Here is a 15468-nt window from a genome sequence, read left to right as displayed (position 1 = left end):
AAACATCATTGATATTGCGTAGAAAATTTTGAAAAGAGAGCTAAAATTAAAAAAAATGATTTATTGGAGGATCTTTGATGAAAAAATATATGTTTTTGATCCTTTCTTTGTTATTCACATCCTGTACCATGAACCTGCCTGCTCATGCAGCTCTGCAGAATGCCCTTCCGGAGACCATAGGGAAAAACATCGCAGCTGTATTCAGGCCTGAATCAGCAGCAGTAACAGTTAAAGGTCAGACCGCGTGGATAGAGATCAACGGAGGAATAATAGACGGTATAAGGATAGAAAAAATGAAGCTGCTTGCGATCCTGCAGGAGGTTTCCACTCCGGATGGATCAACGGACAGCACATCGTACCTAGCTCAAATGATCAAAAGCTCAAAAGGCGAGGTTGTTCTTGCTGAAAAGGATGTCAATGATTATTTCAACAAAAACGAAAATCCTGAAGGCTTCTCTGACCTGCGGTTCGACTTTAAAAGGGAGGGCTTTACCGCATCAGGAAAATTCAGGACACGGATCATTATAGACATTGAACTTCCGATATCAGCAAAAGGGGTCTTGGGTCTCCGCAACGACGGGGTATATCTGGAAAATACAGTCATAAAAGTTGAAGGGATGAGTCAGCCTGAGGTACTTACCAATATGATACTGTCAAAATTAAATCCTTTGCTTGAATTTAAAGATATACCATTTCCTGTTACATTTGAAAAGATCACTATGACAGAAAAAGCGGCCATCATGACAGGGGAACCGAAAGAATTTAAAGGCGGAGATACTTGGAAGTGGAAAAACCTTCCGTAATTTAATCAAAGTGCCCTCAATATATGATATTCATAACAATGCTCTGCCGGTAATGAGGCAGGGCATGTATTTTTTATTTTGATAGTCAGAGAAAGTCTAATGTTACACACACAATAAACAGTATTTAATCATGTAGAATCGGCATCCTAGCCCTTATAAATAATACATCGGACCCATTCTTAACACCCATTAGACACATGATCCGCGATTGTAGTTTAATGATCATGCTAAAAGACTAAAAACATAACTTGTTCCCCTTTTTATATAATGAATTCTCTTTTTCTTGATGCAAGTTATTATTTTCTGAATTTTAGGCTACATACACACATTTTCTATCCACATACTGTGGATAAACATAGAAATTCCTTCGCTTTTTCACTCTCTCTGCGGTTATTCAAAAAAATCACAAGCCAGGCATCACCAAAATCTTGTTCCCAAAAAGCGCGTTTGTTTACTCATTAGTATCATCATATCCACAAAAAACGAATACTGGGTAAAGGTTATCCACTGCTGTAAAAACAGCATGGTCATCTATGGTCTAATTTACTTGACTTTGTTATATTTTACGCTTGAGCTTTTGTTCCGTACTTTCCCGTCATCCACATAAACACGGAACATGTTTGTGGACATGTGGATATATCCTGTGGATTTAATTTGTATTTTTTGTTTTTTCTCACAAAGAGTTCTTCATGATACAATTGTTCGGACAGACTTTCTTCGTTACTATCTGTCCCCTGGGGTGAAAATTGATGGCCAAAGATTTAGATATATTATGGAGTGAATTCAAGACTCACTGTGTTGAAGTAATTTCCAACTCTGACAGCGCTATTAGGACTTATTTGGACACTTGTCTTCCTGTTTCAATGAAAGATGGTGTTTTTGTTCTTGATGTGCCTACCCCTTTTGCCAAGGAGCAGATAAAATCCCGCTTTCTTAATAAAATGAATGACCTTCTGGTCGAGACAGGGTTCGGCACAAGCATCGAGATAGAGGTCAGCCAGGAGATAAAAGAGGATGTTGGGGCTGCAGGAAGGGCTGTCGCTGCTGCTTCCCCGGCAAAACTTTCTCTCAGCAGGAATGGACTCAATCCCAATTATGTTTTTTCTTCTTTCGTAGTTGGAAAGTCAAACAGGCTTCCTCACGCAGCATGTCTGGCCGTAGCAGAATCTCCGGGAGTTGCATATAATCCTCTTTTTATTTGGGGAAAAGTAGGGCTCGGAAAGACACATTTGATGCACGCTATAGGACACCACATTGAAAAGACGCAGCCAAATACCAAGGTCCTTTATGTAAGCGCAGAAAAATTTACGAACGATCTGATAACCTCTATAAGAAATAATACAAATAATGAATTCAGGTCCCGTTACAGAGAGCTGGACGTTCTCATGATAGACGATATTCAGTTCATTGCAGGGAAAGAACAGACCCAGGAAGAGGTATTCCACACTTTTAACGCGCTTCACAATTCAAAGAAGCAGGTAATTATCAGTTCAGACAGGCCTCCCAGAGATATTCAGGGGGTTGAGGACAGACTCGTTTCCCGTTTTGAATGGGGACTCGTGACTGACATCCAGCCGCCTGATCTCGAGACACGCGTTGCAATCCTGCAAAAAAAGGCCGAGATAAAGAGTTATGAAATTCCTGACGACATAATTCTTTTTATAGCCCAAAATATTCCCAGCAACATCAGAGAACTTGAAGGGGCCCTTAACAGGATCGTAGCATGTTCTGAATTCAACTCAGATCCAATGACAATGGAAAATGTTTCTATATGGCTCAAAGACCTGCTTCACGATACGCGTTCAGGTCCTGTAAATATTGGACTTATCCAACAGTTGGTTGCGGAGACATTCGGCATCTCAACAGAGGATCTGATTTCTCCAAAAAGAACGGCAGATCTCGCTCTTGCAAGACAGGTTGCAATGTACCTTGCAAGAAACAGGACCGGTGAAAGCCTGCAGCAGATAGGATATGCGTTCAACAAAAAAGACCATACTACAGTTATTCATGCATGTAAAAAAGTTGAAGAACTTCTAAAAAATGACCTACGGGTCCGCTCTTTTGTGGATAATGTTGTAAGTAAGCTGTAGATTCTCTGGTTTTTTTCGTGTATATTTTTGTGTGTAAAAATGTTTTTCAATTTTTTTCTTGTATTTTGTGATTTATGTGGATTAATAATTTTTCTGTTTCTGTTTTTATTCACATAATAAAATCAATACCTGTAAGTGTTTTTATGTGTTTTAAACAAATCCACAGCCCCTACTACGCCTATTACTTATTTTTGATTATATACAGATAAGAGCAGGAGGTCATCCTTATGAAACTTTCGATAAACAAGAAATTATTCCTCCAGAGCTGGGGGCTTGCTGAAAGAAGCACTTCAAGTTCCAGCTCAATGAGCATTCTTTCCTCTGTCCTTGTTAAAGCGTCACAGGACCAGGTAACTTTGCAGGCAACAGATATAAGAACATCAATAATCTGTACAGCATCCGGCATAAACGTCCTTGAACCGGGAGAGGCCGTTTTTCCAGTAAAAATTGTCAGTGAACTTTTTAAAAAGGCTCCCGGCGAGGAATTCAATCTTACTGTTTCTGACGGGAAGGTTGTTTTGAAAGCAGGAAAGAGCAAATATAATTTCAGCACTTACCCTGTGAGAGAATTTCCTTCACTTCCTACATCGGCAGATGCAAAACTCTTCTGCAGACTCTCTGTAGGAGAACTTGCAGAGGTAATTGAAGAGGGAACGCTTGCCGCATCCTCAGGTGAGGAATTTCCTCTTTATCTCTCTTCAGCTAATTTTCAGATATCAAATAATGTATTAAACATCGTTTCAACGGACACAAGGAGGCTTGCTCTCTCAGGAGCAGCAGTAAATGAAGGTGTTGATTCAGAAAGCGCCCTTCTGCCAATGAAGGGAATCAAAGAGATACAGAGAATACTGGCTTCTCTGAATCCTGAGTATCTCGTAGAGATACTTTATGACGATGCACAATTTTATTTTAAGGCAGATAATGTTGAATTTACAGTAAGAAGAGTTGAATCTCATTTTCCAGCCTATGAAAAGATCCTTCCCAAAACACATTCAACAACAGTAGTACTTGACAGAGGAGCTCTGATCTCTGCTCTCGAAAGGGTAGATGTAATCGTAAAGGATTACAACAGAATGGTCATCCTTGATATAGCCAAAGAAAATAGGTTTGTAATGAGGGGAAGGGCACCGGATTTCGGAAATGCAAAAGAAGAGATATTTGCAGAAATATCTGGTGATGACCTCAAGATAGCCGTAAATTCAAAGTTTTTCATGGAATCACTCAAAGTGTTGAGAGAACCGCATGTAAGACTTTCTTTCAACGGATCGTCAGGACACATGGTAGTCAGAAGGTCAGACGGAGAAAAATTCATCTGTCTTATAGCACCTATTAACCTTACAGAAGAAGAACTCAACTTAGGTGAAACAGAACCGGATTCTGGAGATGGGATATAACAGGGTACGGTTCAACAATTTCAGAAATATTGAACCCCGGGAGATAAAATGGTCCCCGGGGTTGAATTTACTTACCGGTCCAAACGGTTCGGGCAAGACAAACATCCTTGAGGGAATAAATATAGTCTCCGGATGGGGCCCCCTAGAGCGGGGGACCAGATCTTCATCGCTACCGACCTGGAACAGCGGAACTTCTGAGATCCAGCTTACAGGTCAGCTCAATGATGAAAACGGTGAGATAATAAAAGTTAAAATTTCATCAAGATATACTATCAAAATAGAGGAAGAAACAATAACAGCAACAGACTTAAGGTGGAAAATACCTGTCCTCTCATTTCTTCCCAACGATATGTCGATAATAGAGGGATCTTCTGTCTTCAGAAGGAGACTGATGGACATGGTCCTTACGCTGATAGTGCCGGTATATGCCTCAAGGCTCCACGATTACAGGCGTGGCATAAAGCAGAAAACTGCTATCCTCAGAAACGGAGGCAGGACAGATCTTATAGACAGAGCCCTTCTTCCGCTTGCGTCGTGGATCTGGAAGATGAGAGAAGAGGTCCTTGTAATGATATCGGAATCGATGAAGGATATGAGCGGTCTAATTGCCCATCCGACCGAGATAAGCCTTTTAAGAGGAGGGTCAGGTTCTCTGCCGCTTCCGGAAGAAGATTTCAGATATTCGCTTAAAATAAATAAAACCAGGGAAGAGGTCCTGAAGGTCCCGGTGGTAGGACCACACAGAGATGACATGCTTATTACTACAAACGGAACCCCCGCAGCACTTTCGCTCAGCAGGGGATTCCGGCGCCGTGTTGCTGTTGCATTGATACTTGCTGCCGCCGAAGGTGTAAAAAGGAAACTTGGTAAAAACCCTGTCCTTCTTCTTGACGAGATCACCGCGGAACTGGACTCAGAGGGAAGAAACATACTTTTCTGCGCTCTCTTGGAGAGAAAAACACAGGTTTTTGCCTCTACAGCCGAGCCCTTTACCGAAAGTTTTCCCGGCAGGTTATATGGTGTTGATTCAGGGAGAGTGGATATAATTAATGAAAATTGAAGAAAAATACGATGTCATAGTTGTAGGCGGAGGTCATGCAGGCTGCGAGGCGGCGCTTTCAGCCGCACGAATGGGGTCAAAGGTGCTTATGCTAAACCTCTATTTGGACAACACGGCAATGATGCCCTGTAACCCTTCGATCGGAGGTCCTGCAAAAGGACACCTGGTCAGAGAGATAGATGCTCTGGGAGGAGAGATGGCGAAGGCGGCGGATAAAGCAACCCATCATCTCAGATGGCTTAACACATCAAAAGGACCGGCGGTAAGGACCCTCCGAGCTCAGTGTGACCCTGTAAAATATGGAAATCATTACAGAAGTGCCATACTGACATGTCCAGGCTTGGAAGTCCATCAAGCAATGGTAACAGATCTGCTGACAGAGAAAGGCAGCGTTGTGGGTGTAAAGATACGCACTGGCCAGACCTTCCTTTCTAAGACAGTGATAATAGCTACAGGCACCTATCTTGCCGCGAAGATACACATTGGCCTCACCTCCCATAAATCAGGACCTCTTGGGATGGTATCTTCGTCCGGGCTCGCGATGAGCATACGTAAAACAGGTCTGACGGTTGGCAGGCTAAGGACCGACACGACCCCCAGAGTGCTTGCGGATTCTATAAACTGGCAAATACTTGACCGTCAGGAGAGCATAAAGGAGCCGGAGTCTTTTTCTTATTTTGGAGAAAAGAAGGTGCATGAAGGAATCATTTGCGGCCTCACCAGGACTAATAAAGAGACACATGCGGTCGTGAAAAAGTATTTTGACCGCTCTCCGCTCATACAGGGCACCCTTGACTCAGAAGGTCCCAGATATTGCCCCTCCATAGACGACAAGATCATCAAGTTCCCGGAAAAGGATACCCATCCCATATTTCTTGAACCCATTAATCCTGAGGGCAGGGAGGTCTATCTTCAGAATTTTTCAACTTCGATGTGCCTTGAAGCGCAGTTTGAGTCCGTCAGGACGCTCAGGGGATGCGAATCTGCCCATATACTGAGGCCGGGCTATGCAATTGAGTATGATTTTGTTGACCCGACACAGCTTCATCCCTGGCTCGAGACAAAAACGATAGCCAACCTTTTCCTTGCGGGACAGATAAACGGAACCTCAGGATATGAGGAAGCCGGTTCTCAGGGACTCATGGCAGGGATAAACGCTGCGCTGAGAGTCAAGGGCCTTGATCCGCTGGTATTGAGACGAGACCAGGCGTATATCGGCGTCCTTATCGATGATCTTGTTACAAAAGGAACCAGCGAACCCTACAGGATGCTGACCAGCAGGTGTGAATACAGGCTGTTGCTGCGTCATGACAATGCAGACGCCAGACTATCACCGACAGGAAAAGAGATAGGCCTCTTACAGGACAATGAATGGAATATTCTCCAAAAGAGGTGGCGGGAGATGGAAGAAGAGACTCAAAGGATAAAAAACATTAAGATTCCTCCATCCGAAAAGATAAACCAAATACTGCGAGGTGCTGTATCTTCACCTCTTGATGAGGGTATACCAGCAGCAGAGCTTCTAAAAAGGCCGGAGATAAGCTGGGGAGTCTTCTCGGAAATCACTTCAAGCACTATAGAAAAGGAGCTTGGGGAGAGGATATCTGTTTCCGCAAAGTACAAAGGATACATCGACAGGCAGATGCGCCACGTAGAAAAATTCCGCAGGATGGAGATACTCAAATTTCCGGAGGACTTTGATTTTTCTGAGGTCACCGGGCTTTCCGCGGAAGGAAAACAGAAACTTTTAAAATTTATGCCTCTAACACTTGGACAGGCCTCAAGGATATCAGGGGTCCCTCCAACTGACATTCAGCTTTTATGGGTTGCAGTGGAAAACAAAAGGCGATCAAAGGACGCAACTACAGATGTCTGACATAATAAAAACAGCTGATGCGCTTAAGGGCAGCGTTCCTTACAGCCTGAAACTCTGTCTCAAGCTTGCAGAACTGGAAAAGCAATGGCATGAAGTAGTCGGAGCTGCAGCGGCAGAGAGGAGCTCTCCTGTTTCCTGTGAGTTTTCTGAAGAAGGACTGCTCATATCTATCCATGTAGATTCTCCGAGTGTCCTTCCGGCGCTGAAATCAAGAAAACCGCTTATTTCACGTTCGATCAGCGGGTATCTTGGAATAAAAAATGTCAAACTGGAGATAAAGGTTGGAAAGGTGAAGAAACCATCTTCTGTCAAAGATCCTCTTCCGGATCATCTTAGGCGTCCCCCGGTCGTAATTTCAGAGAGCAGCCTCCAAAAAAACATGAAAGATATATGCCGTGATGTCAGCGACGAAGAACTTGCAGAGAGCCTGGCAAAATTAAAAACTATCATAGAAAAACGAAACAGAAGAAAATAATGATATTCTTTTATCATATTTTGCTTAATGATTTGAATTGCTTAATGCAATGCAGTAAAAATGCGGATTGTGGCCAATAATGAACTAAGTTAAAAATATAAGGACATCATCATGATAAATATAAATATGAATCGGGGGGCGTTTTAATGAAACTAGGAAATTTAATACAGAGCGGAGATTTTAAAGGAGAGAAGCATGTGCCTGTAATTGAGGCACCTGCAAAGGTAAAGGCAGGAGAAGCATTTAAAGTTTTTATTTCCGTAGGTAAAGAGATCCCTCATCCCAATAAACCGGAGCACCACATTTGCTGGATGCAGCTTTTTTACAAGCCGACCGATGGTAAATTTGTGATCGAGCTGGCAAAATTTGATTATACAGCGCACGCGGCATCAATGGATGCCGCTGCGCCCGGTCCTGCAATGACCGAGCCAAGCAGTTCCGCCCTCGTAAAACTTGCAAAATCAGGCACACTTATCGTACAGAGCTACTGCAATATCCACGGCCTCTGGGAATCTGCACAGGAGATAGTAGTCGAGTAGTATTTTTTTGATTTGACAACGGACCAAAATAACATCAAAGGGGGAGGGTCTTAAACCTTCCCCAATTTTATATATTTGGAATAGAATATACGCGGTTAAGGTCGCACATACTATACAATACGAACATTTAGATAAATTTATTATAAATGTTAGCACGCTTACCCCTGTTTTCCACTTGTTTAATCGAGCAATAGACAAAAACAGAGGAATCTCTGCCGAAGAAAACAGAGTTGGTCACAAAAATATCCACAAAAAGTGGATAACGTTGTAAATAAGGAGGTGAAAATATGACACAAAATCATTTTTACCAGACCACCAAGTATAAAACAGGCATAATTATGTCTCTCATGACCTTTATCTTTATATTAATGATCCAAGGAACTGCTCTGGCATCCAAACCTCTTGCGATAATAGATGATCTGCAGAGAAATGTAGAATTGCCGCGCCCTGCAGTCAGGATAGTATCCCTGAGCAACTCACATACCGAAAATCTTGTCGCGATAAGAGCAGTAAGACAGCTTGTCGGAGTTAATTTTTCTGCAGACACTAAATGGGTCCTAAAAAACATTCCAAGGCTCTCCAGACTGCCCTCGGTAGAACAGATAGCAGGGCTGAAGCCAGACATCGTGATTATGGATGCTGATTGGGCTAAAATTAACAAGGACCTCCTGAAAGACCTTGACAAAGCCAAGATCAAGTATGCAGCCCTGAACAGGCCTAAATGGGCTGTCCTTGAACGATATCTTGAAAAATTGGGGACACTTTCAGGCAGGTCAAAAGAGGCTGCGCAGACACTGCTTCTCTCTGAAAAATCACTCTCAAAGAGCGAGATCAGGTCTGCAAAGATGCGAAAATTGAAGGTCTTTGTAGTAGCTGGTGCAGATTATTCAACTTGTGCTCCAGATTCATGGGGTGCGAGGCTTATCAATGCGACAGGGGCACAGATACTTACCGATGTTAAGGGAACAAAGGTCCAGGATTTTTCCTGGTACATTTTTTATGGCCCGCAGAAATTGGCTAATAACACAAAGAACGTCGACGTCATAATAACGCTCAAAAATATTGGGAGGGGAGTTCCTCCAGTCTCAAGGGAATCGATAATAAAAGATATAAGGTTCAAAGAGACACCGGCGGTGAAATACGGCAGGGTCTGGGAGATGGATGAATCAGATTTGATGCTGCCGTCACTTGTAAGGCTCGATTCTTCTCTTATAAAATGCTGGCAGCTGATAGGTTACGAGACTAAATAATAAGCCGGGACGCAGGTATTTTCCTCTTTGAAAAGTCCCGGCTTTTTTCGTTATCTAACGGCACTCTTTGTGATAGCCGCACCAAGGACAAGTTTTACTTCACCTGTATTCAGTATGCCGTGAGAACGGCCCTCCCTGCAAAGGAAAACATCTCCTGGAAGTGCCGAGCATTCCTCCCCTTCTTCAGTATAAAGGCCTTTTCCTGTCATAATGAAATATACCTCTTCCGTACCTGTGTGCTTGTGATAGCCCACAGAAGCTCCGGGATCCAGTTCCAGTCTTGTTGACATAATAAAAGCTCCGTTTTCATCGGGTATCGTCACAGGAAAAGTATCTGCCGCACCGATGCCGCATCCGCCCAGTTTTTCCCTTCTTTCTGCTGCAGAAGAATTTTTTAATACCATGGACTTTTGCCTCCTTGTTGTTTGAGTATCTGACTAATTTTACATCATACTTTCTTCCTGGATGCAGTCATTAAAGATTGCAGTTTTCTTGGTAATGGCGTGTTTTCAAATCTGATCATCAATTGCACGATAAAAAATATTTCGTAGAACAGTATAAAATCATTAACAAATGTGTAAGTGCCTATAGACTAATATTGACTAATTGAAGATATAACCAAGAGTGTCTTCTCTTTTAACCCCATTTGATAATTGCGTTTTTAAAAAAAAGGGATTATAACTGTAAGTAATTGATGCACCATGCTAAAGAAATGCCGAATTATTATATTTTTAAAGGAGGGCTAATCACAGACCAGAACGAAGATTTAAAAAGTAATTATTTTTTGGAAATCAAAATAATATAAATGGAGGTATTGTAAAATGGCAGAACAGGCAGCAAAGAAAATTTTTAAAGTTCCTCACACCTTTGTTATTCTCTTTTTTCTTATCGTAGTAGCAACTATCGGAACGTATATTATCCCGGCAGGTGTATATGACCGTGTAACAGATCCTATAACGAACCGTTCGGTAGTCGATCCCCTTTCATACCATCTCGTTGAAGCGACTCCAGTCGGATTCTTCCAGATGTTTATAAACCTTTACAAGGGACTGATAGATGCCGGGGACATAATCTTCTTTATAATGATCTCTTACGGCACCTTCTACCTGATACTTGAAAGCGGAGCGTTGCACGCAGCTATTGGATCTCTGCTTAGAAACACAAAAGGCAAAGACATCTTTGTTCTTCCGCTCTTCACTTATCTTTTTGCAACAGCCTCGACATTTTTCGGCATGTACGAGGAGGCTTTCGGTTTTATCCCGATCTTTGTCGGTCTGGCTATAGCGATGGGCTATGATGCCATAGTAGGAATGTCGGTGGTAGCTTTAGGATGCGGGCTGGGGTTTGCCGCCGCCTTTATGAATCCCTTTACCGTAGGCCTGGCACAAAAACTTTCAGAGCTGCCGCTCTTTTCGGGCCTTGGATTCCGCGTCGTTGCATGGTTCGTATTTGTTACGATGGGTGTAATGTGGATGATGCGCTATGCCGCAAAGATCAGGCATGATCCCAGTAAAAGCCTCATGGCGGGGATAGACATGGGCGCGATGGCGCTTGACCATGACGAACTTGTAAATACAAAGTTCACCGGCCGCAACAGAGCAGTACTTCTTGTTCTGTTTATTGGAATGAGCATCCTTATCTGGGGCGTTCTGAAAAAGGGATGGTACTTTGATGAACTTTGCGGAATACTGCTAATAACTGGTATAGCCGCCGGAGTAGTGAATGGTTATGGCCCCAGCAGGATCGCTGTGATATTTATTGATGCATGGAAGGACATAGTCTTTGGGGCATGTGTCGTAGGTATTTCGCGAGGTGTTCTGATCGTAATGAGACAGGGGCAGATCATCGACTCCGTCATTCATGGTCTGGCACAGCCCCTTTCTTCTATGCCGAAATGGGTAGCAGCGGAAGGAATGCTTTTCGTGCAGACGCTGATCAACTTCCTGATCCCCTCCGGATCAGGGCAGGCTGCAACAACGATCCCCATCATGGCTCCTCTTTCTGACATTCTCGGTATCCCGCGTCAGATAGCAGTACTTGCATATCAGTTCGGCGACGGATTCTCCAATATACTCTGGCCGACCACACTGTTGCCGGTCATGTGCGGTATAGCCAAGGTTCCGATCGAACGCTGGTGGAAGTACTTCGTTCCCTTCTTCTTCCTGCTCTTTGCTGTACAGATGGTATTTATATTTGTAGCAGTGATGATCAACTACAGCTAAAAAGACAGACATGCCTGTATATGATCTGGTGATTCAGGGAGGAGTAGTACTCCTCCCTGAACGCAATAAAGAAGAAAAACTTAATATTGGCATCTCACAGGGAGTCATAGCCCGTCTTTCCTCTGATGAGATGGAGGCAAAAGATAAGATCGATGCTTCCGGGTCATACGTCTCCCCCGGATTTATCGACTCTCATATGCATGATGAAGAGAAAGAAGACGGGGGCATTATAGAAAAAGCGCTCCTGAGACAGGGTGTTACGACTGCAATAGCAGGAAACTGCGGATCAGGTCCGTTAGGTGCTGAAATACTGCCTTTCCGAAAGGAGCCCTGGGTCAACCTTGGTTTCCTTACAGGACACAAAAAACTGCGTGAAGCCGCTGGAGCGACAGACAGATATTTGCCTGCGGGACAGCATCAGGTCGAAATGATGAAAGACCTTCTCAGGAAGGAGCTTGAAAATGGCTCTTTCGGGCTATCAATAGGTCTTGAATATCTGCCTAATACCCCGATCAGTGAACTTGAGGCCCTCTTTGAGGTCGCTGTCGATTTCAAAAGAATATGGGTACCTGTACATATAAGGGAAGATGGTCCCGCTTCGATAAGGGCGACTCAGGAAATACTGGACCTTGCCGCAAAATGGCCGCTTCGTTTCCAAATATCACATACAGGCAGCATGACGGGGTTCGGACAGCTTAAAGAGGTCCTAACGCTTATCGATAAAGCGAGAGCGTCAGGAGCGGATGTCACTTTCGACTGTTATCCCTATGATGCTTTCTGTACAGATCTCGGTTCAGCTGTTTTTGACCCCGGGTTTGAAAAAAGATGGGGCAAAGGAAAAGAATCCCTTGAAGTTGCAAGCGGTCTAAACCGTGGCAGGTGGCTTGACGAGGAGGGCCTTTTTGAACGTTTGAGGCAAGAAGAACCTGAGTGCTTGATCATAGCGCATGTAATAAAACAGGAAGAGGTGGAGCTCTGTCTTTCTCATCCCGACTGTGCAATAGCTTCAGATGGTTTGTTAAAAGGCGGGCGTGGCCATCCAAGAGCTGCCGGAACTTTTCCGAAAGCCCTCAGGATGCTGAGAAAAATGGGTTACTCCTGGCCGGAGGCAGTGCGAAAATGTACATCGCTTCCTGCGGAGATGAACTGGCTTGATAAAGGGGTCATTAAAGAGGGTTTGGATGCGGATCTAGTAATCTTTGACGGAGAAAGGCTTTGCGACAAAGCTACCTTTACTGACGAACTGCTTCCTCCGGAAGGAATAAAATGGGTGATCATCGGAGGGCAGAAAGCTGTTAAAGACAGCGAGGTGCTGGGTGGACCAAAAGGAAAGCTAATGAGAAGAAGTTTATTTCAAAAAGAAAAAAACTGAAAAATGTCCAGCAAAAACCTGTAGCAGAGGCCCAAGTACGCTTTCTGCTGCTAAAAGGAGGGCATAATATTGGATAATAATAAATTTATACAACGCCTTTACTCGGAGATAAATAAACAATGGCTGGAAATGGCAGAAATGAGCGATGCCTTTGCTGCTGCGCCCGAAATTTCAGGAGCGGAGTTCAAGACGAGCAAAAAGATAGTTGATGTTTTGAAAAAAGCAGGATTCGATGTCGAATATCCATTTATTGGTCTTCCGACAGCATTCTTCGCAAAAAAAGGAAAACCCGGAAGCGGCGGAAAGGTTGCCCTTCTTGTAGAATATGATGCCTTACCTGAGATAGGACATGCCTGTGGTCACAATCTCCACGGAGCGATGTCTGTTCTTGCCGGATTGGGACTCCTGCCCCTGATGAAAGAGATCCCCGGAGAATTGCTTGTAATTGGGACCCCTGCAGAGGAAACAAACGGAGCTAAAGTGGAAATGGCCGAGAAAGGTGTCTTCGACGGCTGTGATTTCGCTATCATGATACACTCCCATTGCGGTAAAACGATAGTTAAGTATCGCTCGCTGGCAATGGATGCGGTGGAATTCACATTTAAAGGAAGAACTTCGCATGCAGCGGCAGCTCCCTGGGAGGGAGTGAACGCCCTGAATGGACTGCAGCTCTTCTTTCATGCCATAGACATGCTTCGTCAGCACGTTAAGCAGGAAGTGAGGATGCATGGCATCTACCACGAGGGCGGCACTGCTCCTAATATAGTCCCGGAAAGGGCGAAGGGGCGTTTTTATTTCAGGGCGCCCAAAAAAGCCTATCTTGATGAGATAATGGAAAAGGTCTACGACTGTGCCCGGGGAGCAGCACTCGCAACAGGGACCGAGGTGACATGGGGCAACTTTGAAGCCAGCTTCAAGGATATGCTTCCAAATGAGACTGCGGAAGAACTTTTGGAAGGTCTTTTTGCAGAATTTGACATCCCGGTTACCCGGATAGAGGGATTCATGGGATCGTCAGATGTTGGGGATGTAACTTATAAATGTCCTGCCGTGCAGCCTGAAATGGACATTTGTGGTAAAAACATCGAAGCCCATACGAGGGCATTTGCAGAAGCCACCACGACGGAGAGAGCGCACGAGGCCCTGAAAACAGGGGCAAAAATAATAGCAAGATCGGCGCTTGAAGTTTTACTTGACGAGAAGCTTCGTGAAAGAATGTGGGAAGACTACAGGAAAGAAATGGAAAAAGGAAAGGAACACTGACAGGCATGGAAAGATCAAAGGTTTACTTTACAAACCTCAGGACTACACCGGAGAGGAATATCCTTCAGAAACTGGACAGGCTAGTAAGGAAAGCCGGGATCGAAGAGATAGACTTCAAGAAGCAGTATGCTGCCATCAAACTCCATCTCGGAGAACCGGGAAACCTTGCATATCTTAGGCCAAATTATTCCAAGGTAATAGCCGACATCGTAAAAGGACTGGGAGGAAAGCCCTTTCTGACAGACTGCAACACTCTGTACGTAGGAAGGAGAAAGGACGCTCTTGAACACCTTGATGCCGCATATGAAAACGGCTACAACCCATTTTGTACGGGGTGCCAGGTAATTATTGCCGACGGTCTCAAGGGGTCTGACGAATCTCTTGTGCCTGTGCAGGGCGGAGAATTTGTAAAAGAGGCTAAGATAGGAAGAGCAATTATGGACGCGGATATCCTTATCTCAATGACACATTTCAAGGGGCACGAACAGAGCGGTTTCGGAGGAACGGTCAAAAACATCGGCATGGGCTCAGGATCACGAGCCGGCAAGATGGAGATGCACAGCACAGGCAAGCTAAAGGTAAAACAGTCCAGATGCAGATCCTGCAGGAAGTGCATAAGCGGATGTGCGCATGAAGCTATCACTTTTAACGTCGAGGGCAAGGCGGTCATCGACAAAATTAAGTGCGTAGGTTGCGGACGATGCCTTTCACTCTGTCCCTTTGACGCTATCAGTCCGGCTGATTACGAATCAAACGATATTATGTGCAGAAAAATGGCAGAATATACTAAAGCCGTGCTGAACGGAAGGCCCCATTTCCATATAAGCTTTGTTGTTGATGTATCTCCGTTCTGTGACTGTCACGTGGAAAACGACCTTCCTGTTATCCCCGATGTCGGTATCTTTGCATCAAAGGATCCGATAGCCCTGGATCAGGCATGCGCTGAGGCTGTAATTAAAGCACCGGTCATATCGGGAAGTCTGTTGGACGAAAAGATGAGAGGGTGTAAAAAAGAGGACCATTTTCATACGATACATCCGGACACTCACTGGCAGACGACGCTCGAGTACTGTGAGAAACTGGGGATAGGGGTCAGAGATCACGATCTCATAGAGGTTTAAGGG

General features: G+C 44.2%; 13 protein-coding genes. 12 read left to right on the top strand and 1 reads right to left on the bottom strand.

Going from position 1 to position 15468, the window contains the following annotated elements:
- The first annotated feature begins 77 nt into the window (after positions 1-77).
- The 8 genes from CVV54_02095 to CVV54_02060 all read left to right on the top strand — a co-directional run bounded on the left by CVV54_02095 (position 78) and on the right by CVV54_02060 (position 9487).
- Entirely contained in the window at positions 78-803 is a 726-nt protein-coding gene (locus tag CVV54_02095; protein ID PKL05083.1) for a hypothetical protein, read from the top strand.
- Between the two features lie 749 nt (positions 804-1552).
- Positions 1553-2893: a chromosomal replication initiator protein DnaA gene (locus tag CVV54_02090; protein ID PKL05082.1), complete on the top strand. Its 1341-nt coding sequence runs from the start codon at positions 1553-1555 to the stop codon at positions 2891-2893.
- A gap of 227 nt (positions 2894-3120) precedes the next feature.
- A complete protein-coding gene (gene dnaN / locus CVV54_02085; GenBank protein PKL05081.1) occupies positions 3121-4287 on the top strand; it encodes a DNA polymerase III subunit beta in 1167 nt (388 codons plus the stop codon).
- Positions 4277-5347 carry a DNA replication and repair protein RecF gene (locus CVV54_02080; GenBank protein ID PKL05080.1) on the top strand — a complete coding sequence of 357 codons (1071 nt, stop codon included), beginning with the start codon at positions 4277-4279 and terminating at the stop codon, positions 5345-5347. The genes dnaN and CVV54_02080 overlap by 11 nt, the downstream gene beginning before the upstream one ends.
- A complete protein-coding gene (locus CVV54_02075) occupies positions 5337-7223 on the top strand; it encodes a tRNA uridine-5-carboxymethylaminomethyl(34) synthesis enzyme MnmG (protein ID PKL05079.1) in 1887 nt (628 codons plus the stop codon). The genes CVV54_02080 and CVV54_02075 overlap by 11 nt, the downstream gene beginning before the upstream one ends.
- Complete coding sequence (locus CVV54_02070) at positions 7216-7698, top strand: hypothetical protein (protein ID PKL05078.1); 483 nt, start codon at positions 7216-7218, stop codon at positions 7696-7698. The genes CVV54_02075 and CVV54_02070 overlap by 8 nt, the downstream gene beginning before the upstream one ends.
- Before the next feature lie 146 nt (positions 7699-7844).
- Entirely contained in the window at positions 7845-8237 is a 393-nt protein-coding gene (locus CVV54_02065) for a Neelaredoxin (GenBank protein ID PKL05077.1), read from the top strand.
- Positions 8238-8524: 287 nt separating this feature from the next.
- Positions 8525-9487, top strand: coding sequence for a hypothetical protein (locus CVV54_02060; GenBank protein PKL05076.1), 963 nt, complete (start codon positions 8525-8527; stop codon positions 9485-9487).
- Between the two features lie 50 nt (positions 9488-9537).
- Here CVV54_02060 and CVV54_02055 read toward each other — a convergent pair whose 3' ends face one another.
- Positions 9538-9891 carry a cupin gene (locus tag CVV54_02055; protein PKL05075.1) on the bottom strand — a complete coding sequence of 118 codons (354 nt, stop codon included), beginning with the start codon at positions 9889-9891 and terminating at the stop codon, positions 9538-9540.
- A gap of 417 nt (positions 9892-10308) precedes the next feature.
- Between CVV54_02055 and CVV54_02050 the strand changes: the two genes are divergently transcribed.
- The 4 genes from CVV54_02050 to CVV54_02035 all read left to right on the top strand — a co-directional run bounded on the left by CVV54_02050 (position 10309) and on the right by CVV54_02035 (position 15465).
- Entirely contained in the window at positions 10309-11709 is a 1401-nt protein-coding gene (locus CVV54_02050; GenBank protein ID PKL05074.1) for a YfcC family protein, read from the top strand.
- Between the two features lie 10 nt (positions 11710-11719).
- On the top strand, positions 11720-13081 hold the full coding sequence (locus tag CVV54_02045; GenBank protein PKL05073.1) for an aminoacylase: 1362 nt from the start codon (positions 11720-11722) through the stop codon (positions 13079-13081).
- A 129-nt stretch (positions 13082-13210) separates the two neighbouring features.
- Entirely contained in the window at positions 13211-14344 is a 1134-nt protein-coding gene (locus CVV54_02040; GenBank protein ID PKL05214.1) for an amidohydrolase, read from the top strand.
- Positions 14345-14349: 5 nt separating this feature from the next.
- Entirely contained in the window at positions 14350-15465 is a 1116-nt protein-coding gene (locus CVV54_02035) for a 4Fe-4S ferredoxin (GenBank protein PKL05213.1), read from the top strand.
- Positions 15466-15468: the final 3 nt, after the last annotated feature.

Source organism: Synergistetes bacterium HGW-Synergistetes-1, assembly GCA_002839185.1.
Lineage (GTDB): Bacteria > Synergistota > Synergistia > Synergistales > Synergistaceae > Caenicola.
This window is presented reverse-complemented; position numbering and strand designations above follow the sequence as displayed.

Coding starts and splice junctions, on each gene's coding strand:
- CVV54_02075 (PKL05079.1), top strand. CDS start 5,337: ATGAAAATTGAAGAAAAATACGATGTCATAGTTGTAGGCGGAGGTCAT.
- CVV54_02045 (PKL05073.1), top strand. CDS start 11,720: ATGCCTGTATATGATCTGGTGATTCAGGGAGGAGTAGTACTCCTCCCT.
- CVV54_02095 (PKL05083.1), top strand. CDS start 78: ATGAAAAAATATATGTTTTTGATCCTTTCTTTGTTATTCACATCCTGT.
- dnaN (PKL05081.1), top strand. CDS start 3,121: ATGAAACTTTCGATAAACAAGAAATTATTCCTCCAGAGCTGGGGGCTT.
- CVV54_02040 (PKL05214.1), top strand. CDS start 13,211: ATGGCAGAAATGAGCGATGCCTTTGCTGCTGCGCCCGAAATTTCAGGA.
- CVV54_02070 (PKL05078.1), top strand. CDS start 7,216: ATGTCTGACATAATAAAAACAGCTGATGCGCTTAAGGGCAGCGTTCCT.
- CVV54_02080 (PKL05080.1), top strand. CDS start 4,277: ATGGGATATAACAGGGTACGGTTCAACAATTTCAGAAATATTGAACCC.
- CVV54_02065 (PKL05077.1), top strand. CDS start 7,845: ATGAAACTAGGAAATTTAATACAGAGCGGAGATTTTAAAGGAGAGAAG.
- CVV54_02035 (PKL05213.1), top strand. CDS start 14,350: ATGGAAAGATCAAAGGTTTACTTTACAAACCTCAGGACTACACCGGAG.
- CVV54_02060 (PKL05076.1), top strand. CDS start 8,525: ATGACACAAAATCATTTTTACCAGACCACCAAGTATAAAACAGGCATA.
- CVV54_02050 (PKL05074.1), top strand. CDS start 10,309: ATGGCAGAACAGGCAGCAAAGAAAATTTTTAAAGTTCCTCACACCTTT.
- CVV54_02090 (PKL05082.1), top strand. CDS start 1,553: ATGGCCAAAGATTTAGATATATTATGGAGTGAATTCAAGACTCACTGT.
- CVV54_02055 (PKL05075.1), bottom strand. CDS start 9,891: ATGGTATTAAAAAATTCTTCTGCAGCAGAAAGAAGGGAAAAACTGGGC.